This is a genomic window from Aureimonas sp. AU20 (assembly GCF_001442755.1).
Classification (GTDB): domain Bacteria; phylum Pseudomonadota; class Alphaproteobacteria; order Rhizobiales; family Rhizobiaceae; genus Aureimonas.
Map to the genome: position 1 here is coordinate 80,709 of NZ_CP006371.1, position 20,647 is coordinate 101,355.

The following is a 20,647-nucleotide window of genomic DNA, read 5'->3' on the forward strand; positions in this document are numbered from 1 at the left end:
GCCCGTCCGGCTTGAGTGTCGGGACGGAGTGTCGAACATGATCGAATGGATGAAGCTGCGAACACTTGAGCCAGAACTGGCCGTCGCCCAGTTCGCCGAGCTTCGCCAGCAAGTTCCGATGCTGTACGTGCTGCTCGCAGTCAACACCGCAGCCGCCGCTTATACCCACTACGAATTGGCACCGACTTGGCTGACGGTTTGGATTCCAGGTGCGCTGATCAGTGTCGGCATCCTCCGCTTGGTAACATGGCACCTGCGCCCGACGTCGAACATCTCGCCCGATCTGGCGATCGCCTACCTGCAACGCACGGTCGTGTTGGGCGTCGCCATCGCTTTGGCCTTCGTGGCATGGGCCCTCATGCTCACGCATTATGGCGGGAGTGCCGAAGAGGCCCACATTGCTATCTACATCGCGATCACGGTGATCGGGTGTATCTTCTGCCTCTTCCCGCTTCCTCAAGCGGCGGTATCGACCACTGTCACTGTGACAATACCCTATCTCGTCTATTACGCATCGCTCGGTGACCCAGTCTACGCCGCTATTGCCGTTAATATCCTCCTCGTTACACTAGTGATGATGCGCGTTCTATTCAACAATCACCGGAGCTTCGCCGAGCGGGTTCGGCTTAACGGCGCCGTGACCGCTCTATCACTGTCCGACCATCTCACCGGGCTACCGAACCGCCGGCACTTTTTTGCCGAGCTCGAGCGCCGTGCGGCAGCACCCCGCGACATCCTCTCCTGTCTCAAGCTATCCGTCGGCGTGCTCGACCTCGACCGCTTCAAGGCAGTCAACGATAGCTACGGTCATGCGGCGGGCGACGAGCTGCTTCAGCAGGTTGCCAAGCGCCTGTTGGATGTGTTTCCCGCGGAAGCAGTGATGGTCCGGCTCGGCGGTGACGAGTTCGCCTTCATCCTCGATGCGGACGCCGCGATGGTCAAGGCGCTGGCCGAGGAGGCTTGCAGCGAACTCACGCGGCCATTCGTCCTTCAGGTCGCTACCGTGGCCCTGGGAGCGTCGTGCGGAATTGCCATGGGTCGCGAACCGCGCAGCGAGGGGAGTCTGTACGACGCGGCGGACTATGCACTGTACGCTAGCAAGCGGGACCGCCGAGGAACAGTGACCGTCTATTCGGCGGAGCATGCGCAGCGCGTTCGGGACGACCGGCAGATCGAGGCGGCACTCCAGGCCGCCGACCTCGAGCGGGAGCTTGAGGTCGTCGTCCAACCTATCGTGGAAGGCGCCGAGGCTGGCGCTCTTGCGGTCGAGGCACTCGCGCGCTGGACCAGCCCTCAGCTCGGAACCGTGTCGCCGGCTGTATTCATTCCCATCGCCGAGCGAACCGGCGCGATCCACCGCATGACGCTCGTGCTGTTCGCCAAAGCCCTGGAGTGCGCCGAAAGCCTGCCGCCAGGTGTGAGGCTCTCCTTCAATCTTTCGGCCCACGACCTCGCCAGCCCGAAAACGATGCTCAGCCTGCTCACCATGATCCGAAGGTCTTCGGTCTATCCCGGCAGTCTTATTTTCGAACTGACCGAGACTTCCCTCTTGCACGACTTGGAGGCAGCCGAGACGTCTATCGCGATGTTGAGAGCGGTTGGAGCCCTAATCGCCCTCGACGACTTCGGTACGGGCTACTCAAGCCTTGAGTACCTCCGGCGCCTGCCGATCGATAAGGTCAAGATCGACAGGGGGTTCATCGTCGACCTCGATAAGCCCGGCGGTCGCGAGATGTTGGCGGGCATCTTCGCGCTTTGCGACCGCATGGGCATGGCCTGCATCGCGGAGGGTGTAGAGGACGAGCGTCAATACGATGCATTGCTCGAACTTGGGTGTCCCTCGTTCCAGGGCTACCTCTTCGCCAGACCCATGCCAATCGATTCCTTCCTCGAATGGAACAAAGATAAACTAAGGCAGGCCGCGTCTGTAGGGAGCAGACGCCATGAGCGCTCGGAGGAGAAGCTGTAACCTATCGGTTAGAAAGTCGATATCCCCGAGCGTCATCGACAGGCTGTCAGTGCTTGAAACGCGGCACCTAGCGGCGGAGGCCGGAGACGATGATCTGCGCCAAGTGGACACAGGCTACAAAGCGAGCAATTCGAAGAATGTTTCGCCCCGCGCCTTGAGGGAGACAAGTTCGTGGCCATCCTGTCCCGTGCCCCGAACTGTTCGCAGGTCCACCGACTAATCCATCGGTCGCTTAGCGACTTGGACATAGTCACAGAGGTGTCCGGACAAATGGCAAGGATGTCAGGGACGGTCGGCGTCGCTTGGTTCGGTCGAGACCGCCCGAACGCGAGGGGATCCTCCGCAGAGCCGACGCCGCCCTGTACGAAGCGAAGCGTACGCGCAAGGGGACCGCTTGTACGTACGGAGATACCCACGTGAGGCGGCTTGCCGGATAGGCGTCAAGCGATCTCGCTTTGAACGTAAGCGTCGTCCCGACCGCACCTTGCTGAGGGCGAGGTAGGCGTCGAGTCTGAGCCCTTCGCGTTGCAGGAGGGCTTGGAGCTATGTCGATGTCATGTGCCGATGCTGGCCCGGAGCCGGTTCGGCGGTTCGAGGTGTTCACGGGCGCGGGCCGTCGGCGCGAATGGAGCGATGAGGTGAAGGCTGCGATCGTTGCCGAGAGCTATTCGGGCCTGGAGAGCGTGAGCGCGGTGGCTCGCCGCCATGGGCTCGGCCATTCCCAGCTCTTCACCTGGCGCCGCCAGCTTCGCGGACCGATGAATGACGCCGATCGAGCTTCGCCGCTTTTGCCCTCACCGGTCATCGAGCAACGCTTCGTGCCGGTGGTGGTCGCGGCGGCGAGCGTGGAGACTAAGGGTCCGGCGCGCAAGCGACGTCCGCGCTCCGCCGGCAAGGCAGGCCCAACGATCGAACTGGAGATCGACGGCGTCTCGGTGCGGATCCCCAATGGCACCGACCCGCGCACGATCACGGCGGTGATACAGGCGTTGAAGGGCTCATCGTGATCGGCCCCTCGGGCTCGGTCCGGGTGATGGTGGCGACCAAGCCGGTGGACTTCCGCAAGGGCGCCGAAGGGCTGGCGGCCCTGGTGCGCGACACGATGGGCGCCGATCCCTTCTCGGGCGCGGTCTACGTGTTCCGCGCCAAGCGGGCCGATCGGATCAAGCTGGTGTTCTGGGACGGCACGGGCGTCGTCCTCGTCGCCAAACGCCTGGAGGACGGCGAGTTCCGCTGGCCGAAGGCGCAGGACGCCGTGCTGCATCTGACAGCGGCCCAGCTCTCGGCGCTCCTGGAAGGCCTCGACTGGCGCCGCGTCCATGCCGTGCGGGAGACCCGTGTGCCGGCTCTGCCAGGCTGACGTAGGAGCGGCAAAGCCTGTTGCCGCTGGGATTGGGAGGTGATTCACTGGCTCTATGACCCTAGCGGCCGACACGCTTCCCGACGATCCCAGCACGCTCAAGGCGATGCTGATCGCCGAGCGGCTGCGCGCCGAGCGGCTCGAGCAGATCATCAAGGAGTTGCAGCGTCACCGCTTCGGCCGCCGCGCCGAGACGCTGCCCGAGGACCAGCTCCTGCTCGGGCTGGAAGACGTCGAGCAGGGCGTGGCCGACGACGAAGCGGCCGAAGAAGCTTCCGCTCCGAAGGCGAAGGCCGAACGGGCCGTCCGCCGCCGGGCGAACCGGGGTTCGCTGCCCGCTCATCTGCCGCGGATCGAGACCGTCGTCGACATCGAGGACAAGGTCTGTCCCTGCTGCCGGCATGCGCTGCACGTGATCGGCGAAGATGTCGCCGAGCGTCTCGACATCGTCCCAGCCCAGTTCCGGGTGCTGGTGACGCGGCGCCCGCGCTACGGCTGCCGGGCCTGCGAGGGCGTCGTGGTCCAGGCTCCCGCGCCGGCACGGCTGATCGAGGGCGGTATGCCCACCGAAGCGACCGTTGCGCAGGTGCTCGTCTCCAAGTTCGCCGACCACCTGCCGCTCTACCGCCAGGCTCAGATCTACGCCCGGCAGGGTGTCCATCTCGATCGTTCGACGTTGGCCGACTGGGTCGGGCGTGCCGCCTTCCTGCTGCGGCCCGTCCACGAACGGCTGCTCGGTCATCTGAAGGCCTCTTCCAAGCTCTTCGCCGACGAGACCACGGCGCCGGTGCTCGATCCCGGCCTCGGCCGGACCAAAACCGGCCAACTCTTCGCCTATGCCCGCGACGATCGCCCCTGGCAGGGAGCCGATCCGCCTGCCGTTGTCTTCGTCTATGCCCCCGACCGCAAGGCCGAGCGTCCGGTCGAGCATCTGCAGGGCTTCACCGGCACGCTGCAGGTCGACGGTTATGCCGGCTATCGGGCGTTGGCCGACAAGGGCGAGGTGAAGCTCGCCTTCTGCTGGGCGCACGTGCGACGCAAGTTCTACGAACTCGCCGCTGCCGGTCCCGCACCGATCGCATCGGAGGCGCTGGAGCGCATCGCTGCGCTCTACCGGATCGAGACCGAGATCCGCGGACGATCCGCCGAGGTGCGTCGCCTCGTGCGCCAGGACCTCACCCGGCCGCTTCTCGACGCACTCGAAGCCCTGCTGCGCGAGAAGCTCACGCTGATCAGCCAGAAGACCAAGCTCGCTGAGGCCATCCGCTACGCGCTCTCACGCTGGGAAGGCCTGTCCCGCTTCCTCGACGACGGGCGCGTCGAGCTGGACAACAACGTTGTCGAGCGCTCGATCCGTCCGCTCGCCCTGACGCGAAAGAACGCCCTCTTTGCTGGATCCGACGCAGGCGCTCGACACTGGGCCGTCATCGCCTCACTCGTCGAGACCTGCAAACTCAACGGCGTCGATCCACAGGTCTACCTAGCCGATGTCATCACCCGCATCGTTCAGGCCCATCCCAACCGCGGCATCGACGAACTCATGCCGTGGCGGTTCAAATCCGCTGAGACTGCGCTCGCAGCCGTGGCCTGAGGACAGCGCTTACCTTTGAACGAACAAACGGCGTCGTTCGTGTTGGCTTGGCAGTTGGGATCAGCTAACCCAGCCTTTGCCGCGCGAGCCATTGCGTTGGCGTCAGATGAAGTTCGGAGCGGAAGGCTGCGCGCAGGGCATGGGCGTTGGGGAAGCCGCTGCGTATGGCCACGTCGTCGAACCCGCGGGCGCCCGCTGCCAAAATCTCCTGCGCCCGCGCCAAGCGCGCATGTTTCAACCACGTCCCAAGATTGCCCCCGGTTCGCGCCCGGATATGCCGCGTGAGGCTGCGTCGACTCATACCCGCCTTCTCGGCGAGCGCATCGAGCGAGGGGGCGAGCATCGGGTCCGCACGCACCTCTTCGAGCAATTGGGTAGCGCGCCGGTTGGCCGAGGATCCGAGAGTGGGACTCTCGATCAACTGAGGTTGGGTGCCGGCTCGTTGCGGGGCCACCACGAGATGGCGGGCGACCCGGTTGGCTTCGCCCGTCCCGGACATCCGGGCAACAAGATGAAGGCAGCAGTCGACGCCCGAGGCGATGCCCGCAGAGGTTATGACCTGACCTTCATCGACGAAGAGCGCGCCGGCATCCACGGTGACGCTTGGGTAGCGTGCCTTAAGGGTCTGAGTACGCGACCAATGCGTCGTCGCCCGCCGCCCATCGAGCAGACCGGCCTCGGCCAACCCGAACGCCCCCAGGCACAAGCCGACCACGATCGCGCCGCGCGCATGAGCGGCCAGCAGTGCGGCCACGATGTCGGCGGAAACGGCTTCGTCCGCGTCCCGCCAACCCGGTAGGATGACGATGTCGGCATCGTGCGTCGCTTCAAGCGACAGGTTCGCTTCGATGGTCAGGCCGCCGCTGGCGGAAAGACGTAGCGCACTGGAGCACACATCGACCCGATACTCAGATCGGAGGAATGGTTCTGCGAACACCGCGAGCGGCGTCGACAGCATGAAGGGGCTGATGCGGTCGTAAGCGATAACGGCAATGCGCATTGGCCCGATCTAGCAGAAGAATGGCCATCGGGACACTCGTTCGAGGACGATTGGCGAGGCTAAGGTCCGCCACGACAAGCCAAGGAGCCTACCGTGCCTCGCACTTTTCTCGTGATCGACATCCAGAACGACTACTTTTCAGGAGGTGCCTTGCCGCTCTGGCAGGCAGCAGAAACGGAAGCACGCATCATTGCGGCAATCGCCCAAGCACGATCGGGCGGCGACAAGGTCGTGCTTGTCCAACACATTTCTAAAGACCGAACGGGGCTTTTCGCGAACGGCGCACCAGGCACTGCCCTGCGTCCGGCGATCCTCGCAGCGGCCGCTGACGCGCCGATTATCACGAAGCGTTATGCCGATGCCTTCCAGGACACCGAACTTGCCAAGCATCTGGACGTGGACAGTGAATTGCTGATCTGCGGAATGATGACACAGAACTGCGTCGTGTTCACCGCGATGTCCGCGGTAGCCGAGAGTTTCCAGCGACGCGTGGTCGCCGATCTCTGCACCGCGCCGACCGAACCCGTCCATCGCATCGCGGTCAGTGCGCTGCGTTCAAAGCTCGATGTCGTGACCGTTGAGGAGGCGTTTGTCTGACCGGACATCCCGCCCGACGCAGCACCCCGAGCACGTTCGGCGACCCGCGGCCGCTCAACGCCCGGGACGCTTGGATATCTCTGCCGCGCTAGTTCAACACCCACCGGCAATTCCTTTGAAGACCGAAGTCACTTCAGCTTCAGAAACCCTTCGGAAACGGCTGCCGTCACATCGAGTTCAAACTCCCGCAATTCCGAGTTTTTGATTATGGTCCGGCAACCTTCCTCCTCCAAATGGATCACGTAGCGGCTTGGAATATGTCTTATAAGATGGGAGCCATAATGGGTCGTCCATTCACGAAAACCTTCGTAGGGTCCTGCAGGGAGCATAAAACTCGTCACCTGAAATGCCTTCTCGGCATAGTACGCTTGCAGGGCCGCGATCCTATGCATGCCTATGCCAGCTTCCGATAATAAGACCAAGCGGATTTCGTATTTTTTCATCGTTCAAGCGAATTCTCCTATCTCATTTATTCTTATGCACTTAGGCGTTCAAAACTGTTATCTTCAAGCATCATCTCAAAGCCGTTAGAAATTGGTTTTGATTCTTTACGATCGGAGTAGTGCAACCCCGTCTGTTTGTTCTGGCGATTTATGGTTCTGCTAAAAGTGGCATTGCTGGACGCTACATCGTCGGGTGGTGAAACGTAGTTGGTAGAAGCTCGGGGCGATGGCTGCACGGCCGAACCGGTTTCCGCATCGTTCAGAGTGAAAAATGCGGTCCGCTCGCTGAGAACACCCGCTTCTGCCGATAGCTCGCCGGCAGTGGCAGCCATTTCGTTGGCAGACGCAGCATTGGTTTGCGTGACCTGATCGAGCTGCTGAATGGCCTGATTGATCTGCTCGATGCCGATCGATTGCTCTCGGCAAGCAGCCGAAATCTCCGACACAAGTTCAGCCGTGCGCCGGATGTCAGGGACAAGGACGTCGAGCATATGTCCTGCTTCTTCTGAAGAGGCCAATGTTTTGGCTGACAGTTCCCCGATCTCGAGGGCTGCATGCTGGGACCGCTCGGCAAGCTTACGCACTTCGGAGGCAACAACGGCAAACCCCTTGCCATGGCTACCGGCTCGTGCGGCTTCAATTGCTGCGTTCAGTGCGAGAAGATCGGTCTGACGAGCGATTTCCTGCACGACTCGAATCCGTTCGGCAATGGTTCGCATCGCTTCCACCGCCTCCGATACGGCGACGCCGCTCTTCTCAGCACTGTGTGAGGCTTGGACGGCAATTTTCTCAGTCTGAGTGGCGTTGTCGGAGTTCTGACGCACGTTAGCCGTCATCTCTTCGACAGCAGCTGAAGCTTGTTCGGACGCTGCGGCCTGCTCCGTCGAACCCGACGAGAGTTGGTCCGCCGTCATAGCTGATTGCGAAGATCCCCCCGCAACTTGAGAGGCGGACGTGCGAACGCTATGAACGATGGTGACCAAACGCAGGCGCATCTGGCAAAGATGATCCAGAAGATCGCCGATCTCGTCACGCCGCGAATGGACAATCCGCTGGGACAAATCCCCAGAGGCCATTCGATCGACATTCTCTTCGATTTGGCGCACGCCTCTCATAAGAGACATCGCCATCCAGATCGCAAGGCCAGCGCCAACCGCAACTGCCGCTGCGATCATGGATATGAGTTGATTACGAGTCGTCTCGTAGTCCGCTCGTGCTTCGTTGACGAAAGCGACAGCACGGTCCTGAGAGCGCTTTGTCAGCTGATTGAGGCGCTCACCGAGAGCGACGGCCGCTGGCTTTTGTTGGTTTTGAAGAAAAGCGATTGCTGTTTGAAAGGCTGTTTGCCCACTGGGATTGGAAAGCGCATCAATATCCACAGCTGCGACCAAGGCAAACGCGTCGTCCGAGACCGCCTTCAGGGACTCGACTGTCGGTTTGAAATCGGCGATCTCAGCTTTCCCGGCGGCGCTTTGCACTGAGTTGATATAGACCTCAGTCTCCTGAATGATCCGCGTCCATGTCGCCTCGTACTCGGTTTTCAATGTCGCCCGGTCCGCAACCGGTGTCGTTATATCCGTACGCAGAATACGACGAACCCGCTCGAATTCGGTCGATAAGTTGCCGATCGCCTGAACTTGCTGAAACGGTCGATTAGCAAACTGCTCGAAGTGTTCGGCGTTGGCAGCCAGTGACCGCATCCCAACCACACCGACGCTGCTGGTAAGGACAAGAACGGCACCAAAGCTCAAGGCGAGCCGGGTTCGAAGAGAGAAACGCATGATCAACTCGCCGAGTGAGGTCTATCGTGCATTCCTTATCGCCAAAAATGTTCGTTCGGACGTTAAAATCCAAACTCGAATGCAATGCTTAGGGAAAGACCTCTCGCCATGCTTTCCAATGAGTTATTTATCAACCATAAATAGTTTAAACCCCGAAGAGTTGTATTTTAGACAAGATTCCTAAACTTCGTCCGCTTCCATATGCAGTTTTATTTATAATTAAGAGGATAAACAATACTCCTGAGACGTTCACGCACGAAATGAATCGTAATAATGAATTTTTATATATTTTAATTCCTCGTGTTAGTCGATCAGCTCCGAAAAGGCAAATCTGTTTTCAACATAAAACAAATTATTTCTTCAAAAATGATTAATATACCAATATATTATGAGAAAACTATTCGAATATTACTGTAAATTCTCTTTATGATAATTAGCTCCGCAGGAGCAACATGCAGCCGCAGGTCATGGCAAACCTATCTGATGAGCAAGTCGGGTTGACTAGAATTTGAAATTCAGCAAAAACCATCAATGCCCTGGAGCTGACCCGTTCAGGGACGTCATCGCTTCCCGCATCCGTTCGGCCAACTGTCGGAGCGAAACTTCCGATTTGGAAAGGATTTGGTCAGCAGCAGTGCTCAGAGCATGCCGCTCGTCCGTCGTTAAGTCCTTAGACGACAGGACGACCACCGGGATGTCCGCCCATTCTGCTTGGGCGCGGAGCTCCTTCAGGAAGTCGAAGCCGTCCATGACGGGCATGTTGAGGTCGAGCAGGATCAGAGCCGGGCGGCGTTCAGCGACACGCTGGAGACCCAGCCGCCCGTTGGTGGCAGAGGCGAACTCGAAGCCGAGCCGTTGCAGCATCGACGCGTAGCGGCCGAGCGTGTCTTCATCGTCGTCGATGGCGAGGACGAGGGCGCCCGGAGGCTCCCGGTATCGATCCATGACATCCTTCAACCGATCCCAATCAACGGGTTTCACGAGATAGTCGGAGGCACCCAGCGCGTAGCCGATCCGCTTCTCGTCGAGGCTGGAGACCATGACGACCGGGACGGTGGAAAGTCGCGGATCGGCCTTCAGCTCGGCGAGCACGGACCATCCGTCCTTCTTCGGCATGGTGACGTCGAGGAGGATGACGTCGGGGACGATGGCACGCGCCATCTCCAAGCCCGCGACGCCGTCAGACGCGGTACGCACTGCGAAACCCTCCTTCGTGAGGAACCGCGTGACCAGGTCGCGGGCATGGGGGTCGTCGTCGATCGCCAGCACAGTTCCCGCAGGACCAGGCACCGTCGCATCGCCGCCGGTCGGCGCGATCGGCTCGTCCTGGCCTTCCTCCTCCGCAACTGCTGGGATTTGGATCGTGAAGGTCGTGCCTTCCCCCTCAACACTGGCGACACCGATATCCCCACCGAGCAGGCGGCAGAAGGCGCGGGTGATGGCAAGTCCAAGGCCCGTACCGCCGAACTTGCGGGTGGTCGTTTCGTCGGCTTGCGCGAAGCGCTCGAACAGGCGCTCGACCTGCTCGGGCGTCATCCCGATGCCGCTGTCGGTGACAGCCAGCGAGATCCAGTCCCGCGAGCCATCCGACGAGCGATGTGCGGAAAGCGTGATCGTCCCGTTCTCGGTGAACTTGGAGGCGTTCGAAAGGAGGTTCAGGAGGCACTGCCGGATTTTAACCTGGTCGCTGTGCATCTCCCCCAGCGTCCCGACGTGCTCGATGACGAGACGGTTGTCCTTCTTGGCGATCAGAGAGCCCACCGTCGATCCGACCTCCTCCAGAACCGTCGCGAGGTCGAAGGTCTCGGCGTAGAGATCCATGCGCTCGGCCTCGATCTTGGAGAGGTCGAGGACGTCGTTGATCAGGCTGAGAAGGTGACGCGCATTGCCTTCGATCTTCTTGAGGTCCGGCAGGAGATGGGTCTGGCCAAGATCCTCGACCTCTTCCTCCAGCATCTCGGCGTAGCCGATCACGGCCGACAGCGGGGTGCGCAGCTCGTGGCTCATGTTGGCGATGAACTGCGACTTGGCACGATTGGCGTTCTCGGCCACTTCCTTGGCGGCCAGGAACTCCTCCTCCAGGGCTCTTTGTTTGGTCACGTCGGTGTTGGTGCCGAACCAGCGAAGGATCGCCCCATCCACGTCCCGGATCGGAACGGCCTGCGTCAGGAACCAACGAAACGTCCCGTCGACTGCCCGTAGGGGGAACGTGTCTTCCCAGGGTTCGCCGGAGGCGATCGCGGAGCGGTAGCCTTCGTCGACCCGTTCGGCATGCGCGGGCTCGATGATGGACGACCACCCCTCGGCAGCCATGTGCTCCGGCGTCGTCCCGGTGTAGTCGAACCAGCGACGATTGTGCCAGACGATCTCGCCGGAAGGCTGGGCCATCCAGCCAAGCTGCGGGATGTTGTCGGCTATGGCCGTCAGGCGATGGCTGGTCTCGTCGAGTTCGCTGGCGGTCCGATGCAGTTCCGTGGTTTCCATCACGAACACGCCGACGCCGCCGGTGCCCTTGGTGGCTGCGCGGGTCGGGAAGGCCGACACCACCGCGCGACGCTCATTCGCGTCGCCGAAGACGAACTCGCGGTCAGTGTGGGTCTGCCTGTTTGCCAGGACGCGTTCGATGACGGGCAGGAGCCAGCGACCAGGTGACGTGGCGGCGTTGGCGGACACGATCTGCGCGAACTCCGCGTTCGCCCTGAGCAGCTTGCGGTCCGAGCCGAAGAAGGCCGTGCCGACGGGTGCGGCGTCCATGAGGTCGCTGAGAAGATCGGCCCCGGCCCGGAGCTGGCGTTGACGACGCGATGCCAACATTGCCAGATATGCCGCGGCCGCGATGGCTGGCACGAAGACCCCGAGCTGGAGCCATGTCAGGAACCGCTCGAAGCGTGTGTTGTCCGCGATGATGGCGGCGGAGGCAGTTTTCAATTCTTGCGTCGTCCCTCGAAGGTCGGCCATGAACTGCCGACCGACCCCGCCCGTCACCAAGCCTGATGCGGCATCGAACCCCGTTTCCGTCCGCGTCGTCACGACGGTCTGGAAGAAGTCCATGGCCTGCTGGGCGCTGTCCTCGGCGACCTCGATTTGCTCGCCGTCCGCGCGAGCGGTTGCCAAGGTCTGCGTGACGGCGTCCAAGTTGGCGGGGAAGTCGGCCACCGCCTGTCGGTACGGGCTCAGGAACGCATCGGTGCCGGACAGGACGTATCCCCGCATGCTGCTTTGCGCGGTCGTAACGGTTGCCAGAAGTTCGGAGAGCGATCCGTTTAACGCTGCCTGAGCGTCGCTCGACGCCGAGCGCGAGTGAGCTGCCCACAACGTCCAGGCGAATACGGGGACGGCAAGGGTCAGCACCACGGCGCTGACAAGGAACCCGTTTGATCGATCCCGACGAACGGCGGCTGCGCCGATAGGTGCCGATCCGATCATGTTGATCGCCATAAACGTATGTCCTTGTCAGCCAGATGGGGCTGTCACTAAAGTGCGAGGCCGCAGAAACGTTGCGCCGCTAGTGTTTTGCAAACTTTCGACTATACGCCTTGAATTGACCGTCCAAGCTGTCAAACGCAATTGAGAGAAAACGACCGGCATCGGGTTGGGTATGCTCAAGATTGCCATTCTGTCATCTCACCGGGAACGGCCTGTCATCAGATCGCTTTAGCGGTCTGTGCGGTCAGCGACCTAGCTTCTTGACGCTAGCTGGCAGATGATGAAGGGCCAAAAGCATGCGAGTTCTGAGGGTTCTGATCGTCGAGGATGAACCTCTCATCGCGTTGGATCTGCAGGATATTCTGCAGGACGCTCATCATGAGGTCGTTGGTATCGCCAACAGCATGACCACTGCGCTCACTTTGGCTGAGGCTCATGTACCGTTCGACGTTGCTATCATGGACGTCGATCTTGCCGATGGCTCCAACGGCATAAAGACAGCGCAACGTCTCCGCGACGAGCACAATGTCGCGTCGCTTTTCGTCAGCGGTCGACTGACGGAAGAGAACCGAGCCATGGCCGCAGAATGGCGACCCGTTGGCTTTGTCTGTAAGCCGTTCCTATCGAGCCAGATTCTTGGCGCCTTGGAGAAGGTCCGCATTTAGACAATCAGGTTCGATTATCACGTTGAAATTTCTCTCGGGAACGCTCATTCACCAAGCCCATCGTGCACAAGACAATCCGGGTTCGATGCGTGAGCGGACGTGAGACTGAGATGACTGATCTTCGGCCGACCGATGGGCGCGAGTTGCGCAATCGTCAGATCATCCAAAGCATTACCGAGTTCGCGATCATCGTGACCGATCGCGATGGGATTATTACGGACTGGAACACCGGCGCCGAACAGATCCTTGGCTGGACGCGGGCAGAAATGATCGGACGATCGGCCGAGGCGTTCTTCACGCCCGAGGACCGTCTCAAAGGACAGATCGACCGGGAAATGATGGCGTCTCTTCAAACGGGACGTGGGATAGACGAGCGTTGGCATCTGCATAAGGACGGCTCATGTTTCTGGGCGTCCGGCGAAATGATGCCGCTTCTGGACGAGGCCGGTGAGCATACGGGCTTTGTCAAAGTGCTCCGCGACCGGACGGAACAAAGGCTTGCAGGGGAAGCGCTGGAAGCCAGCGAGCGGCGGTATCGTTCGCTCTACGACGCGATCGACGAAGGGTTCTGCATCCTCGACCTGCGCTTTGACGATGACGGCCATCCGATCGATTACCGTTTTCTGGAGGTGAACCCGGCTTTCGAGCGCCAAACCGGCCTGAAGGGCGTTGTCGGTCAATGGATGAAGTCGCTGGCTCCAGGACACGAGGCCTACTGGTTCGAAATCTACGGACGCATCTCCAGAAGCGGCAAAGCCGAGCGGTTCGAGCAGTTCGCCAACGAGCTCGGTGGTCGTTGGTACGAAGTTTATGCTTACCCGGTCGGTGATCGATCTGACGGGCAAGTCGCCGTCCTATTCAACGACGTGTCCCAACGCAGGCATGACATCCAAGCCCTCGCTGAGAGCGAGGAGAAGTGGCGGGGTCTGTTCGAGAACCTCGAGGAGGGGTTCATTCTGGGTAAGGTGCAACGAGACGCCTCCGGGCGTGTCGTCGACTGGCGCTATGAGGAGGTCAACGACGCCTGGGGCAAGCTGGTGGGCATCGAACCATCGACGGTAGTCGGTCGGACGGTTCGCGACCTCATCCCTGGCGTCGAGGACGCATGGGTCAACGAGTTCGCACAGGTCGTCGAAACCGGCCAAGCCATCCGGTTCACGCGCAAGGTCGATACGCTCAGCCGATGGTATGATGGAACCTGCCAGCCTGTCGCGGGGGACCGGTTCAGCGTCATCTTTGTCGAGGTCACCGAGCGCGTTCGATCCGAGGTTCGCAGCAAAGCTCTTTTGGAACTCAGCGAAACCCTTGCGGACCTCGACGATCCAGATGCAATGCCCGGTGCTGCCGCTCGGATCATCGGGAAGGCGCTCGGTGTCGGGCGCGTGGGCTATGGCACCGTTGCCGATGATGGCGAAACCTTCACCGTCCCGTCGGATTGGACAGCGGACGGCTATCCCAGCCTTGCCGGCACGTACCGAATGGATGACTACGGTGGATATGCCAAGAATCTGCGGCGAGGCCGTACCGTCGTCATACCCGACATTCGCCTGGACCCTAGAACATCATTCAACACCGACCCTCTAGAGCGGGTTGGCGTGCGCTCGCTGATCAACCATCCGATCGTCGAGAACGGGCGAACGGTCGCGGTTTTTTATGTGAACGACGACCGGGTCCAGCCATGGACCGCCGAAGAAGTGGCGTTCATTCAGAGCGCCGCCAACCGTACTCGCGACACGGTGGAGCGGCGAAGGGCCGAAGTGAACCTGAAAACCAGTGAGGAGCGGCAGCGTTTGGCTATCGCGTCTGGCGAGGTGGGGATCTTCGACATCGATTTGGCGACTGGTAGCCTGACCTGGGACGACCGTGCTCGCGCCGCTTTTGGCGTGGCGACCGGTCATCTCGTTGGCCAAGCTGAGAAGCTGTCGACTCTCCATCCCGAAGACCGGGCTACGTTCGATGCTGCCCTTGCCGCTGCGATGGAAGGTGCTCCGTTTGATCTTCAGTTCCGCACGATCGGCCTCGACGATCGGCAAGTGCGGTGGGTAAACGTGCAAGGGCAGGTCGCCGGCTCGAAGGGCGCGCAGCACTTTATCGGTGCTGTTCGGGACGTGTCCCAGCGGGTCGCAGCCGAACAGCGGCAGACCGTTCTCAACCACGAACTGGCTCACCGGCTAAAGAACACACTGGCCGTCGTGCAATCGATCGCGACGCAGACCCTGCGCAACGCACCGGACATGACAACGGCTCGTGACAGCCTGACCAAACGCATCCAGACGCTGTCCAAGGCGCACGACATCCTGCTGTCGGGGCAGACCGATGCGGGTTCGATCGACGCCATCATTCGCAGCGCCGTTGCCTTGCACGATCCGGATGAACGCATTGCGCTGCGGGGGCCAAGCATCGATATCGGTCCCAAGGCGGCATTGACACTCGCCCTTATCATGCACGAACTCGCCACCAACGCAGTGAAGTATGGTGCGCTCTCCGTGCCGGAGGGACGCGTCCATGTCGCTTGGGTAGTGGATATCGACGAGACCACGAAGCTTCCGACGCTCGCTCTCAGCTGGCGGGAGGTCAATGGTCCTCCGGCCTCTCCCCCGACCCGAAAAGGCTTTGGAAGCCGACTGATCGAAATGGGGCTGTCAGGGTCAACTGGGGGCTCGGTCGAGCTCGACTATGCCAGCGACGGATTGAAATGCCGCATCCGCGCCTCGCTGACAGAATTGCAAGCTGACGACGCATGACCTCGGCGTTCTTTGACGATCCAGAGAACCGTATGGTTCTTCGGATCTGCCAAACCTCACCGGGCTTCATCCCGATCGTCCTCAAAGGCAAGTTGCACCCGGTCCGGGAGAGCAACATCGCTCACTATCCCGTGTCGGAAAATCTCTCGTCCGAGGACTTCGCCTTGGGGCTGGAGGTGCTGGGGTGTCGGTTAGTGAGAACAGCGGTCGATGATGTCGTAGTGCAGGAGCCGGCTGCGTTTCGAACGCCGGTATGGCGGGACCGCGCCCGACAAATCCAAGCTGTCATGAACGACTTTTGGGAAGGGCGCGGGACGGCGTTGTCCGAGTACCTCAAGCAGCGAGCCTAATACGTTGCTCGGCTCAACGCTCAAACGCAAGAGGAACCAATATGATCTCGCCGGCTCAATGCCGTGCTGCACGGGGCTTGATCGATTGGCCTGCATCCAAGCTATCCCGTCGCTCAGGCGTCAAAACCTATGACATTCGCCAATTCGAGCGTGGCTCTACCAAGCTTCGGGAACGTGAGAATGCTGCGGTTCGCTCAGTGCTAGAGGATGCAGGGATCGAGTTTATCGATGGCAATGGTGGTGGTGCTGGGGTTCGGTTCCGCGCGCCGAACAACGATGCTCAGACTTCTCAGATGAGCAGCTAAACACCCTGGCGGTCTTTTAGCTGCCGAATCTTTTCCTGAGAGAAACATCGTAGACCATGCACAGCGCCATGCCATCTTGTCGCAGACAGATGGGTTGGGAGATGACGAATGACGCCTCAGCATCGCGAGGGCCAGGCGGCGCACGACGAAGGTAAGGATAGACGCGGCAATCCCTACGATGTGAACTCAAATGAATGGATGGACTGGATGGATGGCTTCGATCAAGCCGCCACCGAGGCTGAGCTTAAGCGGAATTCCAAGATTGTAGACACGGCAGCAGAGAGCGTGGAAACGCTGACTGTCTATCGTTCCTCCAACGGCGATGACTGGATGGTGGAGCGTAGCCAATCGGGTGCCATCACAGCCGTCCTCCATCGCGCCAACCTTTCGTCAGGAGGCACACAAACGCGCATGACTGTGGAAGAGTTTTTCGAGCGAGGTAGCAGCGGCCCGGAAATGGCGGCTGTGCGATCAGCGATAGAGGGGTAGTGGCTCGATCCTCTTTCTCACCGCGGGAGAGCCTGCACCGCCCCACCGCGTTCTTGCTCCTTTCTTAAACTCCGCCAAAAAGCATCGGGCTGTGCCCGGCCGAGTAAAAAGCCTTGAAGATGGTCGCAGTTCTGACGCTGCAGCTCAGTAAGCTGTTGTGCCGTCTCAACCCCCTCGGCAGTCGTCGACAAGCCATAGGCTTCGCAAAGCGTAATGATCGAGCGTATGACACTGGTGGATTTGCTCGTCTCATTGATTCCCGACACGAAACTGCGGTCGATCTTGATACGGGTAAGGGGTAGCTCCTTCACCATGCGCAGCGACGAGAAGCCAGTCCCAAAATCATCGAGCGCAATTCCAACACCCAAGTCGCGCAGCTCGGACAGGATCTCATTTGCCAGGGTAGGATCCGCTAAGACGGCGGTTTCAGTGACTTCCAGTTCCAACCGACACGCTGGCAAACGCGTTGCAGCCAATGTCGCCTTGACAACTTCTACAAAACCCCGGTCCCGCAACTGCATGGCCGACACATTAACGGCAACGACGAGCTCGGTAGGCCAAGAGGAGGCGTCGCGGCAAGCGGTCCGAAGGACCCAGGCGCCGAGTTCCGGCATGAGACCAAGCTCTTCCGCCAGCGGGATGAAGTGTGCGGGCGACACCTGCTTGCCGGTTTGGTCCTGCCATCGCAATAGGGCCTCATATCCGACGACAACCAGCGTGCGCGCATCGACGACTGGCTGATAGTGAAGCTCGAAGTCGTGCAGCTTCAGGGCTTGGCGAAGCTTTAACTCCATGACCCCACGCGAGAGCGCCTGGGCATTCATGCTGGGGTCGTAGATCTCAAACCGCCCTCGCCCATTCTGTTTGGCGGCATAAAGAGCAAGATCCGAATTTCGCAGGAGTTCTGCTGCCTCGCAGCCGTGGATCGGCGCGTGCGCCACCCCGACGCTGGTTCCAACGACTACGATGGCGTTGCGAACAGAAATGGGTTCGGACAGCGTCTGGACAATCCGGCAACTCAGTTCTGACGCATCCTCAATGGTCGGTGAGCCAAACTGCAAAACAGCGAACTCGTCACCGCCCAAGCGGGCAGCAATGCTGCCAATCGGGATGACGGCCTGGAGGCGTTCACCGATCGTGCGCAGAACCTGATCCCCAACGGCATGACCGAAAGCATCATTGACGGGTTTGAACCGATCGAGGTCGATGTAGTGGACCGCTAACCGCGCACCGTAAATCAGCTGCGGTACTTCATCATCGAGGCGCTCGAGGAATTTGGATCGATTGAACAGGCCTGTCAGGGCATCGTGCCCTGCTTGATGGGCAAGCTGAAGCTCGGTCTCCCGTTGGGCTGTCAAATCGCGGGTAATTTTCGTGAAGCCAATAAGACCTCCGTTCTCATCGTGGATCGCGTCGATCACGACATTCGCCCAGAACTTGGTTCCGTCCTTCCGTAATCGCCAGCCATCTTCAGTAAATCGGCCGTGGTCGCGGGCATGCTGCAGGTTCAGCTCAGGGATGGATCTGAGGCGCTCCTTTTCTGAGTAAAATACAGCGAAGCTACGGCCCACAATCTCATCGGCGTCGTAACCCTTGGCTAGCCGAGCCCCCCTGTTCCAGCTTTGAACCACACCGTTCGGATCAAGCATGTAGATCGCATAATCGGTCACAGCTTCAACCATGAGACGATACATGTGATCGTTGATGGGTAGGTTCGTCACGGTCAGTCTCCGATTTGCTTCCAGAGCTAGCACGTGTTCGTGACCGGTCGGTTTATATCGTCTACAAACTTCGCCGATCGCGTCGAACTCACTTCTGCGATCGCGATCCGCTGCGAAGTCCTTGCGAGCCAAGCGCTCGGATGGGGCCGAATGCTTGGGCGTGTAGTCCAACGTAATCTCCTTGCACCTGTCACGCCCAGGCCGCGCCTAAAGAACCGCAACGTCCCGGAACTCACTCTAGCCAACATGAAGGCTGACGCCGTCTTGATGGCGCGTCCTCTCCATATAGGTCGGGTACCGGTCCATCGTCGAGGAGGCCAGCATCAGCCCGGCCCCCTGTTTAGCCTTTCGTTTTGGGATCGTCATGACATAGCCATAGCCAAAGGCTCAGGGCTCGTTCATGGTCTCACAAATCCGCTAGCGACCGATCAGGTCTGGGCGGCCCTCCCGCTCGTCCGCACATTGTCGCCCTCGCCGAGCGCCGAGGGCGCTTGTAAGCTGCAAGCGACCCCGGATCAGCTCGGGTTTGGTATCCAAAACGGTAGAGGCGTCTACGAACCGTCGGAGCGCAAAGCGGCTTGAAGTCCCCTCCCCTTCCAGAATCTCCATCCATCAAAAACATGCCTTGCGATGCATGTTAACTTTTGGACATGGTCACAATCGTTCGTTTCTGGCCATGGCGCGAGAAGCGATGACGCCCGCTGTTGGCCTTTGTCATCGCGTACGCCGTGGGTTTTATGATATCATGGACATATGGCACACACATGCTCATGTTCCTACAATGCCATTAACGCGGCAATGTCATCTTATCTCACTCTGAGAACAAACGTAATGTCAAAGACTGATTTTGTAACCGATGTGCGCGTTGGCCCAAACGGCAGATTGGTCCTTCCTCTTCCTGTGCGAAAAGCCATGGGATTGTCTGGGGATGCGCGGGTGATCTTGACCGTTGAGGGCGACGAGGTTCGCCTTTCCCCGATCAAGCATGTGGTTTCCCGCTTGCAGGGTTTATACCGAGACAATGCCACCAAAGATGCTGATTCAGATGCATTCCTTGTGGAGCGGCGCTCAGACGATGGCCTCTCACGTTGAGCGCACTTGTCGTCTTTGACACGTCGGCCGTGATTGCTCTTCTGCGCGACGAGCCTGGAGCTGACAAGGTGGCGTCGTTGGTGGGCCAGGCGGCTATATCAGCGGTCAATCTGCAGGAACTCGTCAAAAGCCTGCTTCTGCGCGGGCTGGCCTTGCCCATTATCGAGGAGATCGTCTCGGACCTGCGTATGGAGATCCATGACCACGATCGAGACGCGGCCTTTGCCGCAGCGACACTGGTCGAGGCGACCAAGACTTATGGCAGCGGCTTGGGCGACCGGTCCTGCATGGCGCTCGCGATTAAACTCGGGGTGCCCGCCCTCACCACTGACAAGGCATGGACTCAAATTCGCGTAGAGGGCCTTCGCGTAGAAACGGCTCGATAGATGGTTTGCAGCATCAACATCTGACACATCGAGTCTATTGCTTCAGATCAATAAAAATAATTCTATCCAGAAAAATACTGATGATCCGGCTGTTAATTTATATATATTTCCCCCTTTTTTTATTATAAATTACATTTCAATAACGAGCGCTGATCAGAACCGATGCGCTCAATCGCGCATGCCGATGGAGATTATTCCCTCAAGGCTGATTGACGAGCTTGTTCCAGGTTCTGCAACAGTGGGCGACGATGTCGTCGTAGTCGTTGAAGACGCGGTTGGAGAGCCAGTTGTCGAATAGGAACTGCCAGACGTTCTCGACCGGGTTCAGTTCGGGCTCTTGCGGCAGCAGGAAGAGCAGCGTGCTATTGGCGGGCACGACGAGCTTGGGCATCCTTATGCCAAGACGACGCTGCATCTCATGCAACGCGATGTCATCCCTGCTGTCGACCAGGTTTCGCAGGAACTTGGCCTCCGCTTCGATGCGACCTGAGCGGTGGTCCCGCCCACCGGCAGCGGATCGCTCCGGCCAACCCGATCCTGCGAACGCCAGCGCACCGCTGTTGCGATCGCGATTCCAAACCACTCGGCCGTCGCATGGGTCGAGGCGCCATCGCACATCGCCCGCAAAACTCGGTGCCGAAGATCAATCGACAGTGCTCTTGCCATCCCTGCTTCCTGCCAAGGAGCGATTAGAATCACGGATCAATTCGCGACTCTACCCGCCAGGA

General features: G+C 60.0%; 16 protein-coding genes and 2 pseudogenes. 12 read left to right on the top strand and 6 right to left on the bottom strand.

Annotated elements, in window-relative coordinates; all coding sequences use genetic code 11:
- Window positions 1-37 precede the first annotated feature (37 nt).
- From M673_RS22790 to tnpC, 5 genes and pseudogenes are all read left to right on the top strand, one after another.
- Window positions 38-1,969, top strand: a complete 1,932-nt coding sequence (locus M673_RS22790; protein WP_061979039.1) for a putative bifunctional diguanylate cyclase/phosphodiesterase — start codon at window positions 38-40, stop codon at window positions 1,967-1,969.
- A 123-nt stretch (window positions 1,970-2,092) separates the two neighbouring features.
- Window positions 2,093-2,389: pseudogene (locus M673_RS25240) on the top strand (diguanylate cyclase domain-containing protein); the annotation flags it as partial.
- Between the two features lie 131 nt (window positions 2,390-2,520).
- Window positions 2,521-2,976 carry an IS66-like element accessory protein TnpA gene (gene tnpA / locus M673_RS22795; RefSeq protein WP_148640090.1) on the top strand — a complete coding sequence of 152 codons (456 nt, stop codon included), beginning with the start codon at window positions 2,521-2,523 and terminating at the stop codon, window positions 2,974-2,976.
- Window positions 2,973-3,329, top strand: coding sequence for an IS66 family insertion sequence element accessory protein TnpB (gene tnpB / locus M673_RS22800; RefSeq protein ID WP_061976826.1), 357 nt, complete (start codon window positions 2,973-2,975; stop codon window positions 3,327-3,329). Before tnpA ends, tnpB begins: the two co-directional genes overlap by 4 nt.
- A 55-nt stretch (window positions 3,330-3,384) precedes the next feature.
- Complete coding sequence (gene tnpC, locus M673_RS22805) at window positions 3,385-4,920, top strand: IS66 family transposase (RefSeq protein ID WP_061976823.1); 1,536 nt, start codon at window positions 3,385-3,387, stop codon at window positions 4,918-4,920.
- Between the two features lie 64 nt (window positions 4,921-4,984).
- On the opposite strand, the gene M673_RS22810 is transcribed toward tnpC, so the two are convergent.
- Window positions 4,985-5,920 (bottom strand): GlxA family transcriptional regulator, encoded by a 936-nt coding sequence (locus tag M673_RS22810; RefSeq protein WP_061979040.1) that lies wholly within the window; start codon window positions 5,918-5,920, stop codon window positions 4,985-4,987.
- Between the two features lie 93 nt (window positions 5,921-6,013).
- Here M673_RS22810 and M673_RS22815 point away from each other — a divergent pair, with 93 nt between their 5' ends.
- Entirely contained in the window at window positions 6,014-6,517 is a 504-nt protein-coding gene (locus tag M673_RS22815) for an isochorismatase family protein (RefSeq protein WP_061979041.1), read from the top strand.
- Window positions 6,518-6,645: 128 nt separating this feature from the next.
- On the opposite strand, the gene M673_RS22820 is transcribed toward M673_RS22815, so the two are convergent.
- The 3 genes from M673_RS22820 to M673_RS22830 form a co-directional block, all read right to left on the bottom strand.
- Window positions 6,646-6,960, bottom strand: a complete 315-nt coding sequence (locus M673_RS22820) for a hypothetical protein (RefSeq protein WP_061979042.1) — start codon at window positions 6,958-6,960, stop codon at window positions 6,646-6,648.
- 32 nt (window positions 6,961-6,992) lie between these two features.
- Entirely contained in the window at window positions 6,993-8,741 is a 1,749-nt protein-coding gene (locus M673_RS22825; protein WP_062120658.1) for a methyl-accepting chemotaxis protein, read from the bottom strand.
- A gap of 528 nt (window positions 8,742-9,269) precedes the next feature.
- On the bottom strand, window positions 9,270-12,179 hold the full coding sequence (locus tag M673_RS22830; RefSeq protein ID WP_082640087.1) for a response regulator: 2,910 nt from the start codon (window positions 12,177-12,179) through the stop codon (window positions 9,270-9,272).
- A gap of 284 nt (window positions 12,180-12,463) precedes the next feature.
- Between M673_RS22830 and M673_RS22835 the strand changes: the two genes are divergently transcribed.
- The 4 genes from M673_RS22835 to M673_RS22850 all read left to right on the top strand — a co-directional run bounded on the left by M673_RS22835 (window position 12,464) and on the right by M673_RS22850 (window position 16,720).
- The gene (locus M673_RS22835; RefSeq protein WP_061979045.1) at window positions 12,464-12,832 is read left to right on the top strand and encodes a response regulator; all 369 of its coding nucleotides are present in this window, start codon (window positions 12,464-12,466) and stop codon (window positions 12,830-12,832) included.
- 110 nt (window positions 12,833-12,942) lie between these two features.
- Complete coding sequence (locus M673_RS22840) at window positions 12,943-15,576, top strand: PAS domain S-box protein (RefSeq protein ID WP_061979046.1); 2,634 nt, start codon at window positions 12,943-12,945, stop codon at window positions 15,574-15,576.
- Window positions 15,573-15,926 (top strand): hypothetical protein, encoded by a 354-nt coding sequence (locus M673_RS22845; RefSeq protein WP_061979047.1) that lies wholly within the window; start codon window positions 15,573-15,575, stop codon window positions 15,924-15,926. The genes M673_RS22840 and M673_RS22845 overlap by 4 nt, the downstream gene beginning before the upstream one ends.
- A 413-nt stretch (window positions 15,927-16,339) precedes the next feature.
- Complete coding sequence (locus M673_RS22850) at window positions 16,340-16,720, top strand: hypothetical protein (protein WP_061979048.1); 381 nt, start codon at window positions 16,340-16,342, stop codon at window positions 16,718-16,720.
- 17 nt (window positions 16,721-16,737) lie between these two features.
- Here the strand turns inward: M673_RS22850 and M673_RS22855 are convergent, their stop codons facing one another.
- Window positions 16,738-18,612, bottom strand: coding sequence for a putative bifunctional diguanylate cyclase/phosphodiesterase (locus tag M673_RS22855; RefSeq protein WP_148640239.1), 1,875 nt, complete (start codon window positions 18,610-18,612; stop codon window positions 16,738-16,740).
- 660 nt (window positions 18,613-19,272) lie between these two features.
- Between M673_RS22855 and M673_RS25245 the strand changes: the two genes are divergently transcribed.
- Window positions 19,273-19,533, top strand: coding sequence for an AbrB/MazE/SpoVT family DNA-binding domain-containing protein (locus tag M673_RS25245; RefSeq protein WP_082640089.1), 261 nt, complete (start codon window positions 19,273-19,275; stop codon window positions 19,531-19,533).
- Complete coding sequence (locus tag M673_RS22860) at window positions 19,530-19,919, top strand: PIN domain-containing protein (RefSeq protein WP_061979050.1); 390 nt, start codon at window positions 19,530-19,532, stop codon at window positions 19,917-19,919. Before M673_RS25245 ends, M673_RS22860 begins: the two co-directional genes overlap by 4 nt.
- 168 nt (window positions 19,920-20,087) lie before the next feature.
- Here the strand turns inward: M673_RS22860 and M673_RS25040 are convergent.
- Window positions 20,088-20,304: pseudogene (locus tag M673_RS25040) on the bottom strand (IS630 family transposase); the annotation flags it as partial.
- Between the last annotated feature and the right edge of the window lie 343 nt (window positions 20,305-20,647).